The sequence below is a fragment of the Streptomyces zinciresistens K42 genome (genome assembly GCF_000225525.1).
Classification (GTDB): domain Bacteria; phylum Actinomycetota; class Actinomycetes; order Streptomycetales; family Streptomycetaceae; genus Streptomyces; species Streptomyces zinciresistens.
Genome location: NZ_AGBF01000003.1, coordinates 124,499 through 147,027, shown reverse-complemented (window position 1 = coordinate 147,027; position 22,529 = coordinate 124,499). Strand labels below are relative to the sequence as shown.

21 protein-coding genes and 1 pseudogene are annotated in these 22,529 nt (G+C 70.5%); 10 read left to right on the top strand and 12 right to left on the bottom strand.

What is annotated here, in order from left to right; genetic code table 11:
• From SZN_RS40815 to SZN_RS02360, 4 genes and pseudogenes are all read right to left on the bottom strand, one after another.
• Window positions 1-193: pseudogene (locus SZN_RS40815) on the bottom strand (hypothetical protein); the annotation flags it as partial.
• 40 nt (window positions 194-233) lie between these two features.
• The gene (locus tag SZN_RS02370; RefSeq protein ID WP_007491116.1) at window positions 234-497 is read right to left on the bottom strand and encodes a hypothetical protein; all 264 of its coding nucleotides are present in this window, start codon (window positions 495-497) and stop codon (window positions 234-236) included.
• 34 nt (window positions 498-531) lie between these two features.
• On the bottom strand, window positions 532-1,077 hold the full coding sequence (locus tag SZN_RS02365) for a zeta toxin family protein (protein ID WP_139063516.1): 546 nt from the start codon (window positions 1,075-1,077) through the stop codon (window positions 532-534).
• Window positions 1,070-1,303, bottom strand: coding sequence for a hypothetical protein (locus SZN_RS02360; RefSeq protein ID WP_007491113.1), 234 nt, complete (start codon window positions 1,301-1,303; stop codon window positions 1,070-1,072). The genes SZN_RS02365 and SZN_RS02360 overlap by 8 nt, the downstream gene beginning before the upstream one ends.
• Before the next feature lie 360 nt (window positions 1,304-1,663).
• Between SZN_RS02360 and SZN_RS02355 the strand changes: the two genes are divergently transcribed.
• Both SZN_RS02355 and SZN_RS38060 read left to right on the top strand, forming a co-directional pair.
• Window positions 1,664-3,367 (top strand): IS1634 family transposase, encoded by a 1,704-nt coding sequence (locus tag SZN_RS02355; RefSeq protein WP_007491112.1) that lies wholly within the window; start codon window positions 1,664-1,666, stop codon window positions 3,365-3,367.
• A 100-nt stretch (window positions 3,368-3,467) separates the two neighbouring features.
• Complete coding sequence (locus tag SZN_RS38060; RefSeq protein ID WP_078508387.1) at window positions 3,468-3,647, top strand: DUF397 domain-containing protein; 180 nt, start codon at window positions 3,468-3,470, stop codon at window positions 3,645-3,647.
• Between the two features lie 406 nt (window positions 3,648-4,053).
• Here SZN_RS38060 and SZN_RS02350 read toward each other — a convergent pair whose 3' ends face one another.
• A complete protein-coding gene (locus SZN_RS02350; protein WP_007491108.1) occupies window positions 4,054-4,746 on the bottom strand; it encodes a carbon-nitrogen hydrolase family protein in 693 nt (230 codons plus the stop codon).
• 183 nt (window positions 4,747-4,929) lie between these two features.
• Between SZN_RS02350 and SZN_RS43415 the strand changes: the two genes are divergently transcribed.
• Window positions 4,930-5,394: a hypothetical protein gene (locus SZN_RS43415; protein WP_007491106.1), complete on the top strand. Its 465-nt coding sequence runs from the start codon at window positions 4,930-4,932 to the stop codon at window positions 5,392-5,394.
• A 107-nt stretch (window positions 5,395-5,501) separates the two neighbouring features.
• On the opposite strand, the gene SZN_RS02340 is transcribed toward SZN_RS43415, so the two are convergent.
• Window positions 5,502-6,215, bottom strand: coding sequence for a hypothetical protein (locus SZN_RS02340; RefSeq protein ID WP_007491105.1), 714 nt, complete (start codon window positions 6,213-6,215; stop codon window positions 5,502-5,504).
• A gap of 565 nt (window positions 6,216-6,780) precedes the next feature.
• Between SZN_RS02340 and SZN_RS02335 the strand changes: the two genes are divergently transcribed.
• Together SZN_RS02335 and SZN_RS37530 are read left to right on the top strand one after the other, a co-directional pair.
• Complete coding sequence (locus SZN_RS02335; protein ID WP_007491103.1) at window positions 6,781-7,284, top strand: hypothetical protein; 504 nt, start codon at window positions 6,781-6,783, stop codon at window positions 7,282-7,284.
• Between the two features lie 372 nt (window positions 7,285-7,656).
• Window positions 7,657-9,648, top strand: coding sequence for a WD40 repeat domain-containing protein (locus SZN_RS37530; protein WP_167546275.1), 1,992 nt, complete (start codon window positions 7,657-7,659; stop codon window positions 9,646-9,648).
• 442 nt (window positions 9,649-10,090) lie between these two features.
• On the opposite strand, the gene SZN_RS02325 is transcribed toward SZN_RS37530, so the two are convergent.
• Window positions 10,091-10,678: a hypothetical protein gene (locus SZN_RS02325; protein ID WP_139063514.1), complete on the bottom strand. Its 588-nt coding sequence runs from the start codon at window positions 10,676-10,678 to the stop codon at window positions 10,091-10,093.
• 35 nt (window positions 10,679-10,713) lie between these two features.
• On the opposite strand from SZN_RS02325, the gene SZN_RS37525 reads away from it, so the two are divergent.
• The gene (locus SZN_RS37525) at window positions 10,714-10,896 is read left to right on the top strand and encodes a hypothetical protein (protein WP_007491100.1); all 183 of its coding nucleotides are present in this window, start codon (window positions 10,714-10,716) and stop codon (window positions 10,894-10,896) included.
• A gap of 2,152 nt (window positions 10,897-13,048) precedes the next feature.
• The gene (locus SZN_RS02320) at window positions 13,049-13,624 is read left to right on the top strand and encodes a helix-turn-helix transcriptional regulator (RefSeq protein ID WP_007491099.1); all 576 of its coding nucleotides are present in this window, start codon (window positions 13,049-13,051) and stop codon (window positions 13,622-13,624) included.
• A 58-nt stretch (window positions 13,625-13,682) separates the two neighbouring features.
• Here SZN_RS02320 and SZN_RS02315 read toward each other — a convergent pair whose 3' ends face one another.
• Both SZN_RS02315 and SZN_RS02310 read right to left on the bottom strand, forming a co-directional pair.
• Window positions 13,683-13,997, bottom strand: a complete 315-nt coding sequence (locus SZN_RS02315) for a hypothetical protein (RefSeq protein WP_007491098.1) — start codon at window positions 13,995-13,997, stop codon at window positions 13,683-13,685.
• Between the two features lie 786 nt (window positions 13,998-14,783).
• Entirely contained in the window at window positions 14,784-15,557 is a 774-nt protein-coding gene (locus tag SZN_RS02310; RefSeq protein WP_007491097.1) for a thioesterase II family protein, read from the bottom strand.
• A 248-nt stretch (window positions 15,558-15,805) separates the two neighbouring features.
• On the opposite strand from SZN_RS02310, the gene SZN_RS02305 reads away from it, so the two are divergent.
• Genes SZN_RS02305 through SZN_RS43410 form a run of 3 tightly spaced genes read left to right on the top strand, consistent with a single transcriptional unit; the run spans window position 15,806 to window position 17,759 of the window.
• Window positions 15,806-16,717, top strand: coding sequence for a metallophosphoesterase family protein (locus SZN_RS02305; protein WP_007491096.1), 912 nt, complete (start codon window positions 15,806-15,808; stop codon window positions 16,715-16,717).
• On the top strand, window positions 16,714-17,439 hold the full coding sequence (locus SZN_RS02300) for a 4'-phosphopantetheinyl transferase family protein (RefSeq protein WP_007491095.1): 726 nt from the start codon (window positions 16,714-16,716) through the stop codon (window positions 17,437-17,439). The genes SZN_RS02305 and SZN_RS02300 overlap by 4 nt, the downstream gene beginning before the upstream one ends.
• A gap of 17 nt (window positions 17,440-17,456) precedes the next feature.
• Window positions 17,457-17,759 carry an NDP-hexose 2,3-dehydratase family protein gene (locus SZN_RS43410; RefSeq protein ID WP_007491094.1) on the top strand — a complete coding sequence of 101 codons (303 nt, stop codon included), beginning with the start codon at window positions 17,457-17,459 and terminating at the stop codon, window positions 17,757-17,759.
• A gap of 163 nt (window positions 17,760-17,922) precedes the next feature.
• Here the strand turns inward: SZN_RS43410 and SZN_RS02290 are convergent, their stop codons facing one another.
• From SZN_RS02290 to SZN_RS02280, 3 genes are all read right to left on the bottom strand, one after another.
• On the bottom strand, window positions 17,923-19,602 hold the full coding sequence (locus tag SZN_RS02290; RefSeq protein WP_050814984.1) for a flavin monoamine oxidase family protein: 1,680 nt from the start codon (window positions 19,600-19,602) through the stop codon (window positions 17,923-17,925).
• Window positions 19,603-20,067: 465 nt separating this feature from the next.
• The gene (locus tag SZN_RS02285) at window positions 20,068-21,072 is read right to left on the bottom strand and encodes an ACP S-malonyltransferase (RefSeq protein WP_007491092.1); all 1,005 of its coding nucleotides are present in this window, start codon (window positions 21,070-21,072) and stop codon (window positions 20,068-20,070) included.
• The gene (locus SZN_RS02280; RefSeq protein ID WP_043727607.1) at window positions 21,069-22,505 is read right to left on the bottom strand and encodes a class I adenylate-forming enzyme family protein; all 1,437 of its coding nucleotides are present in this window, start codon (window positions 22,503-22,505) and stop codon (window positions 21,069-21,071) included. Before SZN_RS02280 ends, SZN_RS02285 begins: the two co-directional genes overlap by 4 nt.
• Window positions 22,506-22,529 lie beyond the last annotated feature (24 nt).

Here is a 22,529-nt window from a genome sequence, read left to right as displayed (position 1 = left end):
CCAGGCCCACCCCCGCCTCCTCACCGTCCGCTGCAGCTTCGATGCCGTATGGCGGCAGACCGACCAGCAGCACGACCTCGAGGACGGCCCGCGCCAGCTGTTCCTGCGCCTCGGTGAGCTCCGCGCCGTCCAGCACGGACCGGGGCGCGAAGTAGCGTGCCTGCCGATCATGGTCCCCGCCACGTGGATCCACGGTGTCGCTCCCTCCTCCAGTCCGGCGTGCGCGCGTGGGGTCAGGCCTCCGGAGCGATGATCTTGTTACCGCTGCCGAGGTGGGGGCGGAGCGTGTACTCGCCGTCCGGCGACGGCCGGTGCGGTCCCCCGCCCTCGGGCTCACTCACGCCGATGACGGGCCAGAATTCGCCCTCCCCGTCCATGACCCAGGCGGCGATGGGCGCGTCGAATGCATCGAACGGGCCGAACCACTCGGCTTTCACCTTCCACCCCGGCGCGGCCGGCAGGACCGAGACCACGCGGTGGTACGGCACCAGTTCCAACGGCCGCCTCCGCTGTCCCGGAAAGAACCGCAGATCAGCAGGTCGAGTGACCTGCGACGTTAAACGCCAAGCTTAGGGCCCGGCGGTGCCGGTCCATCACGCCGACGTGGGTCAGTGCCGGGTGCAGCGCGGTGTACGCCAGCTCGGTGCTATAGCCCTCGGCCCGGAAGGCGGCTACTCGGCCCAGTGTGTACTCCTGGGCCGTGTACGGGCCGATGAACATGACGTTCAGCCGTCGGGTGAGCACCTCCGTCAGGATCGCGTCGCGTATGACGTCGACGTCTGGCCCGCACAAGCGGGCCGCCTCCAGGACGCCGTGCTCCAAGGCGAGAGCGTCGTAGTGGGGATGGAGGGCGAAGTGGTCGTCGCCGTCGTACAACAGTGCGTCGGTCAGCCCCAACTGCTCCGCGACCACCGTGCGCAGCATGGTCTTCCGGGAGCCCTGGGGCCCGCCAAGGAGGACCATGTGGGGCGACGTCTGCGATGACAGACGGTCGAGCCCGGGACGTACGTCTTCGCGGAAGATCTCGGCAAGCTGTTCGTCCGACAGGAGACGCGGAGCCTTCTCCGGCTCACTCATCAGCGCCACCGGCACGCACACTGCGGATCCGCTCTGGCAGCAGGTCGAGGATCTCCGTGATCCGCTCCCGGCTATTGGGGGTCAGGCTGTCCCGCTCCGCCAGGAACGGAGCGCGCTCCTGGCGGAGGAGGCTCACGGCTTCCTCGCCGGGTGCCGCGTGGATCCGGCCGCTGTAGACGGCGATCAGCGCGTTCAGCAGGTCATGTGCCGCTTCGTAGTCGTCCATCTCTGCTGGCGTCCATCGAGGCCGTGTACGTTCCGACATGGCTCCACTCCTCGTCCCGTGTCTGTCCCTGCCTGTGCCAACGGGCCTTTCTGCACGGCCCGTTGCTCCTACACTTCCATGAGTAGATGTCAGTGATCAGCTCGATTACCACCAGGAGACCCGCATGGCGCTTTCGTCGAACGGCTGGCATAAAAGCAGCTACACCTGCGTTCCACAGTTGAGCGGGGTTCTTGGGGGTGTGGCAGGGCATCGGTGCAGGTCAGACGGTTGCGCCTAGCGCGAAAGGTGAAAACGCCTAGTGGCACGATGTGGCCACCCCCATGCACATGACCTGGAATGATGCGCGTATCGTCTAGCGGCATGTATGTGAAGACGACGTCCCGGCGGAACAAGGACGGGCAGACGGTCCGGTATCTGCAGCTGGCCCACAACGAGTGGGACCCGGCCGTGGGGCGTTCGCGTACGAAGGTGCTGCACTCCTTCGGCCGGGAGGACGAACTCGACCGCGAGGCGGTTCGCCGACTGGTCGCGGCACTGTCCAGGCTGCTGGACCCAGCGGCTGCGCTGGCCGCGACCGGCTCGGGAGACCTCTCCTTGATCAGTTCCAGGCCATGGGGCGGGGTGCACGCGCTGGACGGGCTGTGGCACCGGCTCGGCCTCGACGGTGTCGTGCACCGCCAACTGGCCGGGCGGAGGCTGGATCCACGCGTCGAGCGGGTGCTGTTCGCGCTGATCGCCAACCGGGCCCTGGCCGCCTCCAGCAAGCTCGCCGCCACCGAGTGGATCGCCGACGACGTCCACATAGACGGCCTGGAGGCGATCAGCGACGAAGCCTGCTACCGGGCCATGGACTACCTGCTGACCATCGAGCCCGCCCTGGCCAAGGAGGCGTACTTCCAGGTCACCGACCTGCTCAACCTGGAGGTGGACCTGCTGTTCTTCGACACCACCTCCACGTACTTCGAGACCGAGGACGCCGACGAACCCGTCGCCCGCGACGAACACGGCGAGCGCCTGCCCGCCGACGCGCCGGCCGAAGACGCGGTGCGGCACGACGGGTTCCGCACCCACGGCAAGTCCAAGGACTCCCGCGACGATCTGCCCCAGGTCGTCATCGGCATGGCCGTCACCCGCGACGGGATCCCGGTACGGGTGTGGTCCTGGCCCGGCAACACCGGCGACCAGGCCCTGATCCGCCAGGTCCGCGACGACCTGCGCGAGTGGACGCTGTCGAAGATCGTGTGGGTCGCCGACCGCGGCTTCACCTCCGCCGCCAACCGCCGGGCACTGATGCGCGGAGGCGGCAGCTACATCATCGGCGAGAAACTCCGCACCGGATCACCCGAAGTACGCGCCGCCCTCTCGCGGCAGGGCCGCTATGCGACCGTGCGCGACAACCTCCAGGTCAAGGAGGTCAACATCGGAACCGACGACCGGTTCGTGATCTGTTTCAACCCCGACCAGGCCACCCGCGACGCCGCGATCCGTGTGCGGATGGTCACCCAGCTCGCGGAGGCGATCGAGGGCACCGACAAGCTGCCCAGGCCCGAACGCGACAAGCTGGCTGGGGTGTTGTCCACCAAGCCCGGCCTGAAACGGTTCTTGCGCACCACCCCGGGCGGGCTGCTGCGGGTGGACAAGAAGAAGATCGCCGCCGAGGCCAACCTCGACGGGAAGTACCTCCTGCGCTCCTCGGATCCGAAGCTGTCGGCCGAGGACATCGCGCTGGGTTACAAACAGCTCCTGGAAGTCGAGCGCGGCTGGCGCGATATGAAGCAAATCCTGGACCTGCGGCCTGTCTACCACCGCCGCGAGGACCGCATCCGCGCCCACGTCCTGCTGTGCTGGCTCGCCCTGCTGCTGATCCGCGTCGCCGAGACCTCCACCGGCCAGACCTGGAACCGCCTGCGCGCCGAACTCCAGCGCGTGCACGCGGTCACCTACACCGGCCCGGCCGGCACCTTCCGCCAGTCCACCGACCTCACCAAACCCCAGCGCGACATCTTCACCGCCCTGAACGTCACCCCACCCAAGAAGATCATCGATCTGACCGCAGGCCGCTGACCAGGCACTATCCCCCCGCCTAGTGACACGCCATCTCGACGTGTTCACAGGTGTTTCGGCAGGTCAACCCACGTTTTCGTGCCCTAGTCGACACCCCTAACTGTGGAACTCAGGCTACAGCAGCGACTTCGAGGACGCCTGCGTGGAAGCTAGGGTGCGCCCCGGAAGGCGCGGCGTGCTGGTCCGGGACTCCAAGGACCGCACCCGTCAGGGGCTCGCGATCTCCGCGACTGCCTGGAGTGCCTTCACGTCCGCGCCGGTGGAGTCCGCCGACCGCTGACCCGACGACCGTTCCCCGAAGGGCGGAGCAAGATTCAGGGGGCGGGCGGTGCGACTTTCGCGTAGGTGGCATCGACGTCCGATCCGTTCGCATCAGGAGGCGGAAACGGTCCCTCGCACCTGCTGCAACCGCTGATCGTGAAGCCGTGTCTCCATCCCCATGACACTCAACCGGCGGCCGCAACCACCCCCAGGCGCTCAGGAGCTGCGACTGCGGAAGGTCGGCCGGGCCCTGTCCGTCACCTTCGTCGCCGCGGTCCTGGTGGCCGGGCGGGAAATGGAGCCGATACGCCCCCGGAGATCACGCAAAGTCAAAGCCACCATCAACAGCACTCACAGCTCACCATGGTTGAGCACGCGGGCCCTCTGCCATCTACCAGCCGCTGAGGCCCACCCCCCGGCCGGACTCACTTGACGAAAACTGCCCGCACAATCTCATCGGGAGCGGAGCTCGCCTCCGCGACCAATACCCCGTCGGCGGACCAGATGCCCGAGCGGCCGGACGTGAGGTCGAAACCGCCACCGGTCGGACCCGCAAAGGCGGCCGTGGCGACCCACACCCCGTGGTCGGCTGCGACCCTGCGGGCGCGCTCGCCGTGGACCTCAACTTCGTGATCCGTGTGGACAACCCCGGCCACATACCCGTCGATCCCCAGCGCGGCCGTCTTCGCCGCATGCTCAGGGATACCCGTGTCGCGGCAGACGGCAAGTCCCAGCCGCCACCCGTCCACTTCGATCATGGCGGGCTCCCCCGGCACAAAGCGGGCGGCCTCGCTGCCGTGGAGACACACCTTCCCATAGGCCACGCGCGCACCGTCTCCCCCCACAGCCAGGATGCCGATGCGCGGCCCTGGCACAGGCGCGCCGACCAGGGCAAGCGTCCCCGTCTCCGCGCATGCGGCGACGATCGGAGCCAGCCGTTCATCATTCGGAACAACCGGCACCGCGTCCAGCTCGTATCCCGTCAGCGACATCTCGGGGAAGACCACTACCCGCGCGTCCGCCGCCCGAATGGCCTCCGCATGAGCCACCGCGTTGGCCCTCACGTCGTAAGCCGTGCACCTCGGCTGCGCCACCGCAATGCTCAACAGACGCTCCACCCCGAACTCCCCTCGTCGCACCCCACAATCAGCCTACAGAGCAGCCACACAGCACTTCCCGGTCTCCTCACCCAAAGTCACTGTTCAAGGCTTCCGCCGGACCAATACGCGACAGTGGAATACGCGAGCCCATCAGTACCGAGGCCGAGGTCAGCGCCGGGGCCGCACAGGTGACGGCCGTCCGTGTCGACCACAATCACGGGCGGGCATGCCGGGCTGGTCCCGGCGATCCGGCCGGCCGAGCGGTGCGACCTGCCCGCGCTGGTCGCGGCGAAGGTCAAGCTGATCGGGGCGGAGAACGGCGCCGGGACCGCCGCCGATGCCAAGGCCGTGTCGATCGTGGGCGGCATGGCGGCCGGCGCGGACTCGATCGACGATCCGGACGTGCTGCGGCACGGCGGACCGGCAAAGCTGTTCGGCGGGGTGCGGGCGCCGTCCGCGCCGGGGACCTTCCTGCGCGTTCACCTGGGGGCACGTGCGTCAACTCCAGTCGGCAGTAAGTGCGTTCACCTGCAATCCGGCCGCACGCACCGGCCTGGTGCCCCGCGGGGACGAGCCTGCCAGGCAGGCGTCCCGTTCGGCTGTACGAAGGTCCGCGGCGCGCACTTCCAGATCGTCACGGTCACGACCGGCACCTGCGCGCCGTGATCGTGGCGACGAGGCCGCGCACGGGCTCGGCGAACTCCGGCAAGGGGGCCGCGAACCTGCTGTGTGGGTGCGGTGAACCGCACCCACACGGTGCCCGGCTGCCGGGATCACAGCTGCCACCACCACGCTTCGAGGTCCTGGTCGTCGGCGGACTCCACCGGGCACGCGTAGGCGGACTGCGCCGCGAAAGACAGGGCGTCCGTGCGGCGGACAACCGCGCGCACGTCCCGCACGGCCGGCATCTCGGCGACCTCCTCGACATCCCAGGGGCAGCCCGCGGGGCCGCCCAGGAGAGTCCCGCAGCCGAACCCGTACCACAGGCCGATCAGTTCACGGTCCTGCTCCTTCTCGGCGGCAACCACGACTTCACGCACCACCTCGATCAGAGGAGTCCGGCGCAGCGGAACGGCGTCGGCCCCGCTCAGCTCACCGGCAGCGACCATCCGCCGCCACAAGGCGGTTCCGGCATCGCAGTACAAGAACGGCGGCTCGACGTAACCGTCCTCCAGCCAGGACTCGTCACCGCCGAAACCGGACGCGTCCTCGTCGAACGTGCGCAGCGCCGTGAACTGCGTCAGCCCATCGAAATACGCGAACCGCCCCGCATGGTCGGGATGGCGGTGAACCGGGAACCGGTACGTGAACCGGCGCCGCAGCAAAACGTCCAACACCCGAAACCTGGTGAACGAACAGTCGAACGCGCTCTCAAAGCCGTACAGAACCGCCAGCCAGTCCCGCACCCGCGGATCACCCACCCCCGCATACGCGTCCAGAACACCCACCGAATCCGCAACCAGATCCTCAATCACATGCTCCGACACCGGACCCCCTCCCCACACCCACAACCAGCCGCCCCGGCCCGATCCGGCCGGACGGACGGAAACCACCCAACCACCACCCCGCAGACCCACCGGCACCCGGCCCCCCAACGGGCATTGCCCCCCACGCCCCGCCGGGAACACCCCCCAAGCCAATGAGGACGACCCCGCGCAGACCGACCGCCCCCGGCCACCTACGGCCGTACCAGGCGGTGAGTTCGCGGTGCCGGTGACCTACAGCGGTGCCGCCCCACCGGTCGGGCCCGGCCGTGAAGGGGCGGGGGAACCGCGTTCCCCAGCCCTTCACCGATCCAGTCCGTGTGTGCCCGCCGCCGCACCCGGAACCGGACGGCACGAACGTGCAGAGCGGGCCGCGGGCCGCACGGCGCAGACACAGCACCGCGCCGGGGTGCACTCCCTGCGCGCCCTTGAGAACCACCACGTAAGCACCCCCTGTCCACGGCGGGGCGGAACTCGCTGTGGACGGACAACCCCCAGCTCCGGGCCGATGTCAGTGGCTGCTCCTACGCTTGCCCCCGACTACTGACCACCAGACAGTGAGGCTGCCGTGAGCACCGAGGACCAGACCATGAAGCGCATCGGGGAAGCCATGGCGCTACAGCACGCAGGCGACCCCGGCGGTGCCCGGAGGCGGTTCAGCGAGATCTGGGAGGAGATCGCCGTGGACGGCGACCCTTTCCACCGGTGCGTCCTGGCCCACCACATGGCCGACCTCCAGCCGGATCCGCGGGACGAACTGGCGTGGGATCTACGCGCCCTGGAGGCCGCCGCGTCGGTGAGCGACGACCGGGCCAAGCAGCACGACTCCTCCCTGGCCATCCGCGGGTTCTACCCGTCCCTGCACCTCAACCTCGCCGCGGACTTCCACAAACTCGCCGACACCACCCAGGCCCGCGCCCACCTGGCCAAGGCCCGGGAACACTTCGACGCACTCAACGACGACGACTACGGCCGCGGCATCCGGTCGGCGGTACAACGCCTCGCCGACCAACTCGGCCAGGAACACCCCACGCCGTCACCGACGGCTGGGGAGGCGAACCAGTCAGCGTGAACCGGCCGCCCGCAACGGCATCGAGGGGCCCCTGGGTCCGGATCAGGGCCCGGTCGGGGCGGTGAGGACGCCCGTTGCGGACGAGGCGCGGCTGAACTGCGGGAACGGCGGGCCGGCACAGGCGCCACGGCAGGAAGGAGCGTTCCTGCTCGGCGTGACGCAGGGCGCTGCATGGCCCGTCACGCAGTACCGCGGCATCACCCTCACGGATCCGGATCTGCGAACCCGCCCGCTGGAGAGGGCCGGTCACGCCGGCGTCCTCGCGGCCGACGCGCCGGTCGGGGGCGGTGTGTCAGTGGGGACTGGTTGGATGCGGGTATGTCGGATGAATCGAACGTTGATGGGGCGGCCGAAGCTGTGGACCACAGACTGGTGGATCCGGAATTCCTGGTGAAGTCCGACCCGCGTGAGGCCCTCGGCCTGGTGGACGCGGCCTCGGGGCCCGCCGCGCGGCTGGCCGGGGCGATGTACCGGGAGTCGGCCTTTGCGGACCGGTATGCGACGGCGGGTGGACGGCGGCAGTTGCTGGCGCTCAATGCCGCCCGGTTCGGGGACCGGGAGCTGTCGGCGCGGATCACCTCCGTGCCGGTGGAGGGTGTACCCGACGCCTGGTGGGCGGTGGAGTGGGCTACCAGCAGCACGATCCACCCCGGCTTCCGGCATGCGCGCCCCGGCCACACGGACACGGTGGGTGCGGTGGTGACGGCAGTGGTGCAGGGCCGACCGGTCGCTGTCTCCACCGGCCGGGACAAGACGGTGCGGGCGTGGGACCTGGCCACCGGCCGGACCGTCGGCGAGCCGTTCGCCAACGGAGGACTGGCGACAGCGGTGATCGAAGGCCGGTCTGTCGCCGTCACCGGAAGCCGGGACGGGATGGTGCGGATGCGGGACCTGGCCACCGGCCGCACCGTCGGCGAGTTCCTCACCGGCCGCACCGAATCGGTGCGCGTGGTGGCAACAGAGGTGGTGGACGGCCGCCCGGTCGCCATTGCCGAGCACGACGACAAGACGGTCCGGGTCTGGGACCTCACCACCGGCCGGACCGTCGGCGAGCCCCCCACCGTCCACACCTCCGGCGTGTGGGCAGTGGCGACGGCGGTGGTGGAGGGCCGCCCTGTCGCCGTTGCCGCCGACGGCGACGAGACGGTGCAGGTGTGGGACCTGGCCACCGGCCGGCCGGTGTATGACCCCCTCACCGGCCACACCGGGGCGGTACGCGTGGTGGCGACGGCGGTGGTCGACGGCCGGCCGGTCGCCGTCACCGGCGGGTTGGACCTGACGGTACGGGTGTGGGACCTGGCCACCGGCCGGCCGATCGGCAAGCCTCTCACCGGCCACACCTGTCCGGTCTGGGCGGTGGCCACGGGCACGGTGGACGGCCGGCCGGTCGCCGTCACCGGCAGCTCCGATGAGACGGTACGGGTGTGGGACCTGGCCACCGGCCGGCCGGCCGGGCCGGAGCTGGTGTTTCCCGCGGAGGTGGGCGCGGTGGCTGTCACTGCGGACGGCAGGCTGGTCGTGGGATTCGGCTGGGAGGTGGCAGTGCTGGCCCGCTGCCCGTCCGTGCCGTGGACCCCGTTCACCGACGGGAGTCGTGAACGTGAGGTCCGGCCTTCCCGCTCCGCAGGCGGTGACGACTGGGAGTCGTCCCTGGCACAGGCCTTCGGCGTCCTGCTCGACCGGCCCCTCCCGGAATTCGACTCCGCCGCGCAATACGCCGCCTACTACAGCGGCAACTGGCTCTACGAGACCGGGACCGACAGGGATCCCCTTTGGCTGGAGCCGGCCGTCCTCACCGGCCGGGAGACGGTGACCGACGACAACCTGCTGCTGCTCGACGAGGAGGGCTACCCGGACCTCCGGTTCGACGCGAGTCGGTCACTGTTCGAGATCCACACCGACGCGGCGGAGTTCCCAGCCGCTTTCAAGGAAGGTCTGGCCGCTGTCAGAGTGGGCGGCTCCGAGCACTACCCCCAGGTCACGGGCGCCGATCTGGCGCGCTTGACGGCAGACCACGGGGTCGACCTCACCGCACCAGACCTGTCCGGGAAGACCTGGCGGCTGACGGACGCCAGGATCGCGTCGGACGGCACCCTCCTCGACGCCCTGCGGGCCGCCACCGGCATGGGCGAGGGGCCCGACAATCTCGTGCCGTGCGAAGAGACGGACGCGACCACGGAGGCGGCGGTCGCGGCCGTGGAGCACGCCGGGCTCCGGGCGCACCTGCGCGCCTTCTGCGACCCCCTCTCCGACGACCTCGCCTTCCGCCGGAACATGTCCGGCGAGAAGGACGGCCCGGTCGTGGCCACGTGGGAGGGCGCCGTGGACCAGTACGAGATCACCGTGAAGCGGATCGCGACCTGACCCGACTCCTGCGGATCGCAACGATCCGGTGAAGCGCACGAATCCCGTGAGAGAACCCGGAGTTCGCGCCGCGCACCGATCCGGAGGTGATGCGGCCGCCGACCGGCCAGCCGACCGGCACCTGACGCCGGGCATACGGACATTCCTCCCCACCTGCCAAGGATGAACGTCCCCAGGCGTGCCGCGGCAAAGGCAGGGGCGACCAACTGATCGTCCAGCCGCGCTCCTTGCGGGCGGCCTCCGCTTCAGCCTCGCCGAGCCGGGCGAGGCTGAACGGACGGCCGTCCTCGCGGCCGAAAGACCCCTTCCGACCAGCCGGCGAACTCCTCACCGAAGCCACCGGCGGAGACGAACCCGTCACCGAAGTCACACGGCCGCCGGATTGGACCGACGCAGGAATCCACGCACTCGGGCACGTCAAGCCGACCGGCCCACCGCCTGATCACCGCCAGCCCCGTGCGTGGCACGACCACCGCCTCCCGGGCCCGCCCCGACCTGCCCGCGGGAAACAACGGCAATCCGCACAGCACGGGCAGGCACCGGCAACCGCCCCGTGGCCAACAGCGATCGCGGACAGGACGACCGCGCCCAGCGGGACGCCGCGCAGACCGCTGCTGACGACTTCCCGGACAGCGTCGCGCGTGGCGGTCGACATGTCCGTCAGCCCCGCCGGGGTCAGTACGCCGCCCGCGGTGAGCCGCTGCTGTGCGGCGGGGCCCAGCCGCTCGGTCAGCACATCGGTCATGCGGCTGCTCCGCAGGGCGCCGAACTGCGCGCCCCCGAGGGAGCCGCCGATGGTGCGCACGCGGGCGGCCGTGCCTGTGACCGCGCCCATCTCCCGCGGGTCCGCGTTGTTCGTGGTGGCCACCATGGTGCTCTGGACCAGGGCGTCGACTCCGGCCCCGACGACCAGGGTGAACGCGAAGGCCGTGACGAGGGGGGCGCCTGCCGAGCAGGAGGAGCGACGCCCTGGGCGAGGACGACGGCGCAGCCGGCCGCCGGGCGGCTGCGCCGTCGACATGCCGGGCATCGACGGCAGGATGAGCAAGCCGTCGGCCGCGAACCTTGGACGTACTGCACGTACTGCGGGGCGTAGTTGACGACGGAGAGCCGTACGGCGCCGACCGGGAAGCTGAGGCCAACCAGCCGATCCGCCCCGCGGCCCGCCCCGTGACCCGCCCCGCGGGCAGCCGCACGCCCTTGATGATCGCCGGCAGCGCGAGCAGGCCGGTGAGCGCGGTGGCGTAGCAGGCCCAGCACCACCTCACGCAGCCGGTGACGAACCCGTCGAGCAGGAGCCGCCGACGAAGACGACCGCCATCATGACGCCGACCACCGACCGGACGCGGTCACGGTCCCGACATCGGCATCGCCCCGTACCGGACGGACCGGCGCCAACCCGCTCCAGCCGATACCGGCGCAGGCCCACACGCACAAGCCCTGACCGCGCAACAGGACATTGACCGGCACAAACCAGCACCAGACCTTTAGATGCCGGAAACCATTACCAACACCACACCGCTGTTATCGGCGAACCCAGAACAACCGCAGGCCAGACGCCTCGTCACCACTTGCTTCAGCACCCCATAAGCGTCGGAATCATTATCAGAAAATCCACAGCATCACAGCTCAAGCCGCCCTTACCACACCAACTATGAAACTCGGAAGCAGACCACCCCTCCCCACGGCCGGTCGACGGACCCGACAAGGACTTTACGGCTCGCGTCCGGTTTCCCTGTACTTAGCCGCTCACCGGCCACAACGGCCGAAAAAGCCGATCAATTCTGTCACGATCTCAACGCAAGCGCACACGAGATGTTCTGAAACGGAGTCCTTTGAACATGCTTGACATCGCGAGACAGGACTCAGGGCAGGCGGACGACGCGCGGTCACGGCCCGACGGCCGTACGCGCGGCACCGGCCCCCCTGCCAGGGGTGGTGGACTCCAGCACGGGCGCCGGCCTGCGGCGACGCCTCACAGGCGTGCTGGCCGGCAGCGGCGTCGCGGGCTGGAAGACCGCCATGTCCCACCCACCCTGCGCTGCGCTCCACTGTCTGTCGCCCACCTCGCGGCTGCTCGTCCTCAAGCCCGGCCGGGTGCGGCAACCGTGGCCGATTCCAACGCTTCGCCGACGGCAGTTCACTCTTCAATAAATGTCCAGCGAGCGGCCTTTCCGGAGTTCCGGCGTATTGCGTGGGTGATCTGTTCCCCGACCAGAGATGACGGCCGCACCGATCCCCCGACCCCCTCCGCGTTCGTCCTCGTCCTCCGCGCCCGGCAGCGCGGCTGGTCGTGGCGCCCGGGGGCCCGGCGGCCACGCGCTGCCGGACACGAGGTTCTCACCTGACCTTGCCCGGTCCGGCCGCCACGACCGATGACATCCGCCGGCCGACCCGACGGTTCAAGGACCTCGGCAGGACGATCCCCCGCGCTCCCGGCCACCCTGGGCTGCACATCCACCCGGATCTGCGGCATCGGCGCGGTCACCGCCCTGGACCTGTTCGTCGAGACCGGAGACCCGTGACGGTTGCGCACCGGCACCCGGTTCGCCCGCAGGTACGGTCCCGCGCCACTGGCCGTCTGCTCCCGGCAGGGGCCACGCTCGGCCCCGCCGCGACCGGCCCGGCGTCGGCGGCAACCGCAAGGTCGACTCAGCGCTGCCCGCTGTCCGCGTCACCGAGGTCTGCCGTCACGAGTCAGTTCGATCTTTCGTGACCACGAAGAGATGTCCATTCGGGCAACAGCTCTGACCGTATGTCTCCAGTGCCGGCCCATTTCCGATCCCCAAACTTTTTCGGTCATGGAAATCAGCCACCACGGCGGCGCAGATGCCGGCGACAGGGCGACCCGGCCATCGACACGGAAGGGATCTGCCGAAGCGGCACCCCTTGCCATTCGACTGCCCATTCGATCCGCTATTCCCCGACGGCCCGCTATGGCCGACGCCTGAAACCGGGCCAGCGAGCAGCAAGCGCGCCCGCGGTGCCGGTCGACCCGACGACGCCCTCCACCGGGTACGCAGATTCAGCGTATGGCCGGTGTGCGGGGCACCCCGTACCGAACCCCTGTGCAGAACTGTGGAGGACTGGCGCTACACGCGATGACCGAACCCGCCCCGCAGGGGCACGGCAGTGTTTCCGCTGCAGGTCAGGTGAATCGTTGACTCCCGAAGTGAGTCACCCAGATGTCATCGCGAGCGTCGCAGAAACAGCGCATCCGATCCGTCTACTGGTTTGCAGCGCCGACTCCGCTGCGGATTTATTGTTCAGCCGACACCCGGGAGAGATTTTTATGCTCCAGAACACCGACCGAGCAATAACGGCCAGCAATCATCCCTTACACACGCGGAACACTGTTCGCAGAAATCGTCAGGCAACCGGGCCGCACCTTTTCACCTGCATGGCGAGTCTCGACGCCGAGCTGAATATCGAAGCGGCGAACTCTGACTTTTTCCATCATATCGCGCGCCCCTCACAGGAAGTCTGCGGGCAGAGCATCTACGACGTGTTGCACCCGAGCGCCCGCAACATCCTGCCCAAGCATTTCAGCCACCTCTCGGACGGCCATGGCGGACGATTCGTGGAGAACGTGGTGGCGAAACGCGGCCATGACCGGGTCTTCTCGACCGAGATAACGGGCATAGCGATCCGGGGAGAGGGGGACGCCTTCTCAGGTGTCGTCATCCTGATGACTCCCGAAGACGACCCGTCCGACGCGGCCCCGGCAGCGAAGTCGACGCTCCTCCTCACCGCTCTCGACGCGCGCATCCTGGAGGGGATCGCCACCGGCGCATCGACCGTGCAGATGGCCTCGCGCCTGTACCTGAGCCGCCAGGGCGTCGAGTACCACGTGGGTCTCATGCTGCGCCGATTCAAGGCGCCCAACCGCGCCACGCTGGTCTCCCGCGCCTACTCGATGGGGGTCTTCACGGTCGGCAGCTGGCCGCCACGCGTGCTGCCCGACTTCGTGAAGTGACGGACGAGGAGCGGCCGCCCGACTGTCGGGGCCGACAGTCGGGCGGCCGCCGCACGGCTCAGCGGCGGTGGCCACCGATTCCCTCGTCGTCGGCGTCGCGCCAGGCCACGTTGTGGTCGGAACCTTCCTGTATGCGGACGACATCGCGGGCCACGTTCGCTACTGCCATCTGCGTCAGCGTGGCCACAGAGGCGGTCATCGAGGCCAGCTGGTCCCGCGATTCAGGGTTCTCCTCCATGTCCAGCTGAAAACGGTCCAGATCATTCATCAGCCTGCGGACGTACGGAGAGTCGCCCTGGACGTTCCGCAGCGCTTTCAGGCTGTCGCTCAGTTCCATGAAGGCTTTTCGAATTTCCACGAGTTCCGCGCTCATCGTGCGTTCCTCCGTCTCGTGCGAACCGGTCAGCCCATCGTCACCTGTGCCGATACAGGATCCCGGGCATACAACTCACGTCGCTTCGGGCGGGCCAGATCTATTAGGGAGGAAGACTTAGGTGCGCGCAATACCTGTTTCCTCCTCGGCGCGATGTCTGGTCGTTTCCCAAAACGCGCGACACGCCGCGACCTCGTGAAGTGCATTGGCCGGCGGATTCCAGTGTCCTGAGTCAGGACCCATCGGCCCGATGACGAACACGGCCGCTCCGCGGCGGAGTTCGAGGGTCCTTCACGCAGACTCGTCGCGGCGATCACCGGGGCGGCCGGCGGTGTGGAGACGACGCCGAGCGGCACGCTGTGGTCGAGTCCCGCACCCCGGTGGCCAGGCAGGCGTCGGGCCGTGCCGCAGCCGGCCCCTGTCCTCGATGCCGTCCGCGCCCGCGACCGTGCCGGCCACCGGCGACATCAGCTTCGCCGCCGGACAGCCCCGGTGCCGTCCTTCGAGCACGGCAGGTGGATGTGCTCGAAGGACGGCACGGGCGGACCGTACCGCTCGGCCGGGCGTGCCACCGGCTCCTGCCGGCCGTACGCGAGGGGATTCGGATCGTCGAACGCGGACGAGACCGCGGACGAGACCGCCGCCGCGGCACGGGAGGACCGCTTGCCGATCTGCGCGCCGGGTCGGCCGCACGCGCGGATCGCGCAAGACCTGTGCGAGCGCCGGAGCCCCGGACGGTCCCGTTCCGGCTGCGACCGCGGCTCCGGCAGCGGCTGCGATCCCGGCTCAGACTCCGTCCGGGACGCTCCGCGCCGCGAAGTGCTCGGTGAGGACGCTCAGCACGTCAGCGGCGCGGTCGTTGAGGTAGAAGTGCCCGCCGGGGAAGATCCGCAGGTCGAAGTCGGCCGTGGTGTGCCGCTCCCAGTCGCGGGCCTCGTCGATCGTCGTCTTGGCGTCGCTGTCGCCGACCAGGGCGGTGACCGGGATGTCCACCGTGACGCCGGGCGGGCAGCGGTACGTCTCCACCGCCCGGTAGTCCCCGCGCAGCGCGGGCAGGATCATGCGCAGGAGTTCGTCGTCGCCGAGCAGCCGGTCGTCGGTCCCGCTGAGGGCCTTGACCTCGGCGATGACGCCGTCGTCGTCGCGCAGGTGGACGCTCTCCTCGCGGTGGCGGGAGGGGGCCCGCCGGCCGGAGACGAAGAGCCGTAGGGGGCCCGTGCGGCCGTCCCGCTCGAACCTTCGGGCGACCTCGAAGGCGACGAGCGCGCCCATGCTGTGGCCGAAGAAGGTGAGCGGACGTTCGTCCTCGCCGCGCAGCGCCTCGTGCACGCGGTCGGCGAGGGTGCCGATGTCGTCGATCAGCGGTTCCCTGCGCCGGTCCTGGCGCCCCGGGTACTGCAGCGCGACGACGTCGACGTGCGGGGCGAGGGCATGGGCGACCGGCACGTAGTAGCTGGCCGATCCCCCCGCGTGCGGGAAGCAGATCAGGCGGTGGGCGGCGTCGGACGCCGGTTGGAACCGACGGCACCACAGGCCGTCGGCATGGGGACTCACGCTCACGCTGCTTCCGTTCCTTATCTCTCTTTGAGCTTCTGTGATCGACTGTGCGGCATTGCCTGTTCAGGTGGACACCACAGCACTATCGGGGACGCGTGGGTTCGGGGGGAACACCCGGCAGGAAGTCTGGGCGAATCCCTTGTCCTTGGCCCGGCACGCCGGTCACGCGTTGAAGGATCGGGTGGGCCGATGGCTAAATCTGAGCGCCGGACGCGAATGCGAGGCGCCGGACGCGCGGCGAGGAGGTCGGCATGCCCAGCACCACGAATCCGCGGATCTCTGACGGCGAAGCAGTGCGCGGCCCCACGGGCGGACGGCTCTTCGCGGTCAGCGACCTGCACGTCGCCTACGAGCAGAACCGGGCGATCGTGGAGGATCTGCGCCCCTCCGGCTCCTCCGACTGGCTGATCGTCGCGGGGGACATCGGGGAGTTGACCGCGGACGTCGAGTGGGCGCTGCGGCTGCTGGCCGAGCGGTTCGCCCAGGTGGTGTGGGTGCCGGGCAACCACGAACTGTGGACGCACCCCGACGATCCGGTGCGGCTGCGTGGCGAGGCCCGTTACCGCGGTCTTGTCGAACTGTGCCGGTCCCTCGGTGTGTTGACTCCGCAGGACCCGTACGCGCACTGGCCGGGCCCGGACGGGCCGGTGGTGATCGCGCCGCTGTTCCTGCTGTACGACTACTCGTTCCTGCCGCCGGGTGCCGCCGGCGCCGCCGCCGCGCTCGCGCGGGCCGAGGAGGCGGGGGTCGTGGCCACCGACGAGTTCCTCCTGCACAGCGACCCCTACCCGGACCGCGCCGCCTGGTGCCGGGCGCGGCTGGCGTACACCCGTGAGCGGCTGGACGCCTGCCCGCCCGACCTGCCCACCGTGCTGGTCAACCACTTCCCGCTGGTGCGCGAGCCCACCCGGATCCTCAGGTATCCCGAGTTCGCGCTGTGGTGCGGCACCACCGCCACCCACGACTGGCACCGCCGCTACCGGGCGGCCGCCGTGGTCTACGGCCATCTCCACATCCCCCGCACCACCTGGCACGACGGGGTGCCGCACCGCGAGGTGTCCCTGGGCTACCCGCGCGAGTGGCGGGCCCGCGGCCGGCTCGATCCGCCGCTGCGCGAGATCCTGCCCGGCCGGGGTGCCCTGTCCCGGCGAGGTGCCCGATGACGCCGCTGATGCGCCTGCTGCTGCCGGACCACGTCGAAGTGACCGAGGTGCGCGGCGAGTTGACGGCTCCGCCGCTGTTTCCGGAGGAGGCCGCGACGGTGGCCCGGTCGGTGGGCAAGCGGCGACGGGAGTTCGCCACCGGCCGCCGGTGCGCCCGCCTGTCGCTGGCGGCGCTCGGCTGCACGGCGACGCCTTTGTTGCCGGGCCCGTCGGGTGCGCCCGGCTGGCCCGCCGGGGTGGTGGGCGCGATCTCCCACTGCGACGGCTACCGGGTGGCCGCGGTCGCCCACGACCGCGATCTGGCGGGGCTCGGCATCGACGCCGAACCGGCGGGCCCGCTGCCGGCCGGTGTCCTCGACGCGGTGTCGCTGCCCGGGGAACGGGCCGACCTGGCCCGGCTGACGAGCGCGGTGCCCCATGTCCCCTGGGACAGGTTGCTGTTCAGCGCCAAGGAGGCGGTCTACAAGGTGTGGTTCCCCCTCACCGGCAAACCGCTCGGCTTCGAGGACGCCCGGCTGCGCTTCACCCGCGAGCCGGGAGCGGCGGGCCTGGAGCACGGCACGTTCTCGGTCCGGCTGCTGGTGCCCCTGCCGCCCGAGCTCATACGGGCGGCCGACGGCGGGGCCGTGGACCTGACGGGCCGGTGGCTGGCGGCTGAGGGCCTGGTGCTCACCGCGCTGACGCTTCCCGCGGCCGGCTCCGGCAGCGGGCGGCCCGCCTGAGAGCCTGCCGGGCACCGGTGCGGCGCGCCATCCGCGCCGGGCTCCGCGGCCGGCACCGCTGCCCGGACACCGGCGGCCTCGGACACCGCAGCGGACGCTTCTTCGCCGTACGCGGACCCGGGTGGCGCCGGCCCGCCGTCAGGCGGCCGGAGACAGGCATCGCCGGTCTCACGGCGCGTGAGGTCGACGCAGTGCCGCACTCCCCGCCACGGGCGAAGGGCCGGCCGGGCAACGTCGACGGTGTGCGTCTGCCGCCCACCGAACAGGTGACCAAGGGCAACCGCCGCCGGGTGCGCGGCGGTTCGTCGGCGCCTGCCTGATCGGCTGCCGCGGGGCCGGGTTGCGGGCCGGCGGGGGCCGGCCGATGTGCTCCGGTCCGGAGCAGGGCGCCCGCTGCGGCAGCGCGACCGAGGGGTCTGTCGCACGACGCGGTCCCGTGGGCACCCGGCACCCGGGACCGCTTCCTCGTGGCGCCCCCCCGGGTCAGGGCTCGTCCAGCTCCAGGGGCGCGAGTTCGGCGAACACGTCCCCCGGTCCGGGGTTGGCCGGATGGCAGCCGCCGCCGAGATGGCGTACGACCCCCCACACGGCGTTCAGCGCCGTGGTGACGGCGCCCTCCGCGAAGCCGCCGGTCCAGGAGACGTCGTCGCCGGCCAGGAAGAACCCCCGCTGGTGCTCGGGCAGCGCGTCCTGCATGAAGTGGGTGAACAGGCGGCGCTGGTAGCGGTAGTGGCCCGGGAGGTTGGCCTTGAAGGCTCCGGTGAACCAGGGTTCGTTCTCCCAGCTGACGGCCACCGGCGGCGCGATGATGTGCGACCGGATGTCCACGCCCGGATAGATGTCGCCGAGCGAGCGCAGGACGACCTCCAGCCGCTCCTCGGCGGACAACGCGGCGACCCGCTGGGAGTCGTCGTTCCAGGTGTAGGACAGGCACATCACTCCGGGCCGGTCGGGCTCCCGGCCGAAGAGATACACCGAACGCGGCAGCCTGTCGGTGAGCGTCATGCCCATCACCTCCCGCCCGGTCGCGGCGTCGACGTCCAGCCAGAACGGCCGGTCGGTGAGCGCGAACAGCTTGGACGAGCCCATGTAGTGGGTGCGCTCGATCGCTGACCGGACCGTCCCGGGCAGCAGTGCGTCGTCGCAGGCGACCCGGCTGTTCAGCAGCCGGTGCTGCCCGGTGAAGACCACCGCCCGGTAGCCGCGGGTCCGGCCGTCGGCGTCGGTGACCTCGATCCGTTCCCCCGCGCGTCGCAGCGCGGTGACGGCGGGCCGGGGACGGTTCTCGTGGAGCGCGGCGAGCGACGTGCCGGCCGGCCAGTGCGCGAGGCGCTGGGGAGCGTGCCGCCACAGGCCCAGCGGTACCTGTTCGCAGCCGCCCTCGATGGTGTGCTGGTCGTCGTCGGCCTCGGTGTAGACGACGCGGAGGATCTCCAGCATCGAGTTGGGGAAGTCGGTGTCCCAGCCGCCGGTGCCGAAGCCGACCTGCCCGAAGAGCTCACGGAGGCGGAAGGAGTCGAAGGCGGGCGTGGAGCTGAGGAAGCCGTAGAAGGACTGGTCGTCCAGCAGCGGCACGAGGCGGTTCCACATCGCCTTGATGGTGGCCGTGTCCCGGGTGCGGATCGCCTCCTGCATGACCCCTATGTCGGCCTGCTCGTGCAGCGTCTTGTCCCAGGCGTCGGCGACCTCCCGGTAGGCGGGCGGCAGTTCGGCCTCGGTCCGGGCCCAGTGGCTGACGCCGCCGATGTCCACGACCGTCATGGGGGTGCAGGAGCTGAGCGGGTTGGGGAACGGCGTGGTGCGCAGGCCCACGGTGCGGACGTAGTGGAACAGCGCGGCGGCCGAGAGCGGGAACCGCATGGCCCCCAGCTCGGCCACCTCGTCCGGGAACCCGTCGAAGCCGGCGGAGCGCATCCGGCCGCCCAGGCGTTCCGCCTCGTGGAGAACCGGGCGCAGTCCCATCCGCATCAGTTCGTACGCGGCGACCAGCCCGGCCATCCCGCCGCCGACGATCGCGACCTCGGTCCCCATCGCGTCGGCCGGGACGCCGCCCAGGCCCGCCGGGTGGCGCAGCCAGTCGTCGTAGGCGAAGGGAAAGTCGGGGCAGAGCATGGTGATTCGAGGGCTCGACGGGCCGTTCCCAAGGAGGTCGGTGAGGAGCATGTCGGACCTATCCCCTCGTCACGCCGGGGCCCGCTGCGGGCCGGCCGGCCCTTCCCCGCTGCAACAGACCCGGACCTCGCGATGCACACATGGCTTCTCCCTGTGGTGGGTGGGCGACCCCTAGCCCAGCACGGCGTACCGGGCACGGACCAGCGAGGACGGCGGACTCTAGGGGATTGCTGGTCACGGCGGCCCGGCGCCGGTCAGCGGGGACCACCGCCACGGCCGCCCGCCCGCCGCGCGCACGTGCGCAGCACCAGCGCCGGCTGCTCGGCGCAAGGGCGTGATCTGACGCCCCGGCACCAGAAAGGGTGCCCTGAGCTGCACGGATACCCGTGTCTGGTCCCCGTGTCCGGTGCGGGAGTCGGGGCAGGCGCCCCGGCCGCTGCCCGGGGAAACGGCGTGCCGGCGCGCCGTGTGCCCCTCGGGCGACGGCGGGCGCCGCCCGAGGGGCAGCGCCCGCCCTCACCGCCTCGCCCGGCGGGCGCTCCTCTGCCGGACCCGCGGGCGCATCGCCTCGCGGGCGTCGATGGCCACCACCTCGAAGTTGTCCACGGTGCGGTTCACCCGGCCGAAGAGATTGTCCGGCCCCGCGACGCAGACCCTGGTGATGCCGTGCCCGCGCATCGTCTCCACCATGTCCGGCCAGCGGATCGGGTGGTCGAAGGTGTCGAGCAGCATGGTGCGCACGCCCTCCGCGCCGGTCAGCAGCTCGCCGTTCTGGTCGGCGACGATCGGCAGCCTGGGCTCGGCCACCTCGAAGGTGCCGAGGACCTCCTCCTCCGCCTTGCGGCGCAGGGCGCCGAACGCCGGGGCGTGCACGGGCGGCCACATGGTGTACATGTTGTACCCCCCGAGCTCGCCGATGCGCTTCTTGAACCGGTCGAGCACGGGCTCGCGCAGGGACACGAGGTAGAAGCCCTGGTCGATGTAGCCGGAGACGTCGTGCCACTCCCCCTCGGCGTCCAGTTCGGCCAGTGCCTGCTGAAGCCGCTCCTCGGGGGTGTGGATCACGCAGTGCGTGACGGTGTCGCGGTGCTCCTGCCGGAAGTACTCCTCCTCGCAGCGCGCCAGCTCGGCGGTGAGCCGCACGGTCTCCTCGAACGGCAGGGACCCCGCGTAGGCGACCGCGGCCCGCTGGCCGAAGCTCGGTCCGGCGCACAGCTCGGGGCGCTCTCCCAGCGTCTCCTCCGCCCAGTCGGCGAGGGAGAGACAGACGGTCAGGAAGGCGATCTGGGTGGGCGCGGCGTACTGTGCCTCCTCTTCGGCGTCCGACTGGCGGTACCGGTCGAACACGGAGTACCCCACCACCTCGTCGGCGACGGCGAGGCGGCGCCGGGCATGGGGGTTGGTCAGCAGGAACTCGCCGACATCGGTGAAGCGCACGGGCCCCATCCCGGGGAAGACCATCGCCGTACGGCCGGTCTGCGTATCGGATGTCCGCGGCTCGGTGTTCCGCTGCTCCGTCATGCCCTGGCTCCGGGCGCCAGGTCGAGAGCCAGCTGCTCGAGCTGTCGCTTGTCGGGCTTGCCGTTGCGGTTCAGGGGGAATCGCTCCAGGACGTGAACGCGGTTGGGCTGCTCGAAGTCGGGCAGCAGGGCGGTGATCGGCTCCCGCCAGTGCCGCGGCTCGCGCTGCTGCTCGTCCTCCACGAAGAAGAAGAGCTGGCAGCCGCGCTGTTCGTCGGGGACCGGGACGACCTTGACGAGGCAGCCGGCCGCGGCCAGCTTGTGTTCGATGAGTTCGGGGTAGAGCGTGTGGCCGTTACGGTGCACCGCGTTCTTCCTGCCGAGGACGAAGAGGTTGTCCCCGCCGTCCAGATAGCCGAAGTCGCCGGTGGGGTACCAGTCGGTTCTGGCCGGGTCGACGGGGTCGACCGTGCCGTCCTCCGCCAGATAGCCCTCCATCAGGTCGGGCGAGTGGACCTGGATCTCCCCGACCTCGCCGGAGGTGAGGCCGGCTCCCTCGTCGTCGACGATCCGCAGCTTCAGGCCCTCGACGGCCCGTCCGCAGGCGACGGTGTTGTCCTCGGTCGCGAAGGCCACGTTCCCGGCCTCGGTGCTGCCGTAGCTGTCCAGCAGGGGCAGTCCGAACCGCGTGACGTAGTCGGCGACCAGGCCGGGGTCCAGCGGGGCCGCCCCGCTGCAGAACATCCGGACACCGGACAGCTCGTACGCCAGGGCGGGCTTGCGGCCGATCATGTTGAGCATGCTGCGGTAGCTGGCCGGGGTGGCGTCGACCACCGTGACCCCGCAGACGCCCGCCATGGTCATCGCCCGGTCCAGACGCCGGTAGGGCGCGATGACCAGCGAGCACTTGACCAGCCAGGCGATGAGCACCATGGACAGCCCGTACTGGTGGGAGAAGGGCAGCAGCGGCAGCAGGACGTCATCGGGGCGATGGCCCACCTGCCGGGCGTTGCGCTCCAGGTTCTTCAGGAACTTCGCCCCGGTCTTGACGACGCCCTTGGGCTCCCCGGTGGAGCCGGAGGACCACATGATCAGGCCGTCGGGCAGCTCGCACCAGGTGTCGAGGGACAGCCGCCGCTCGGCGGGGGTCTGCTCCACGGACGCCAGGAGCAGCTCGTAGACGGTGACCCGGGCCGGGCCGCCGCCGGGCATCGGGGTGTCGTCGTCGACCACGCATATCTTGACCCCGGCCCGGTCGCAGATGCGCCGGGTGGCCTCCACCCGCTCCTGGTGGTCGACCATGACGATCGACGCGCCGGCGTGCATCAGGGCGAGGAGGACCCCGACATAGCCGGCGGAGTTGCCGGCCTTCAGCATGACCCGGGTGCCGTCGCTGACCCCGCGCTCGCGGAGCGCTTCGGCGATGGCCAGGGCCCGCTGTTCGAACTCGGGAAGCGAATGCACCGCTTCCGTCGCAAAGACCTTTGCGGTCATCGGTTTCACTGAGCCTTTCTGTTC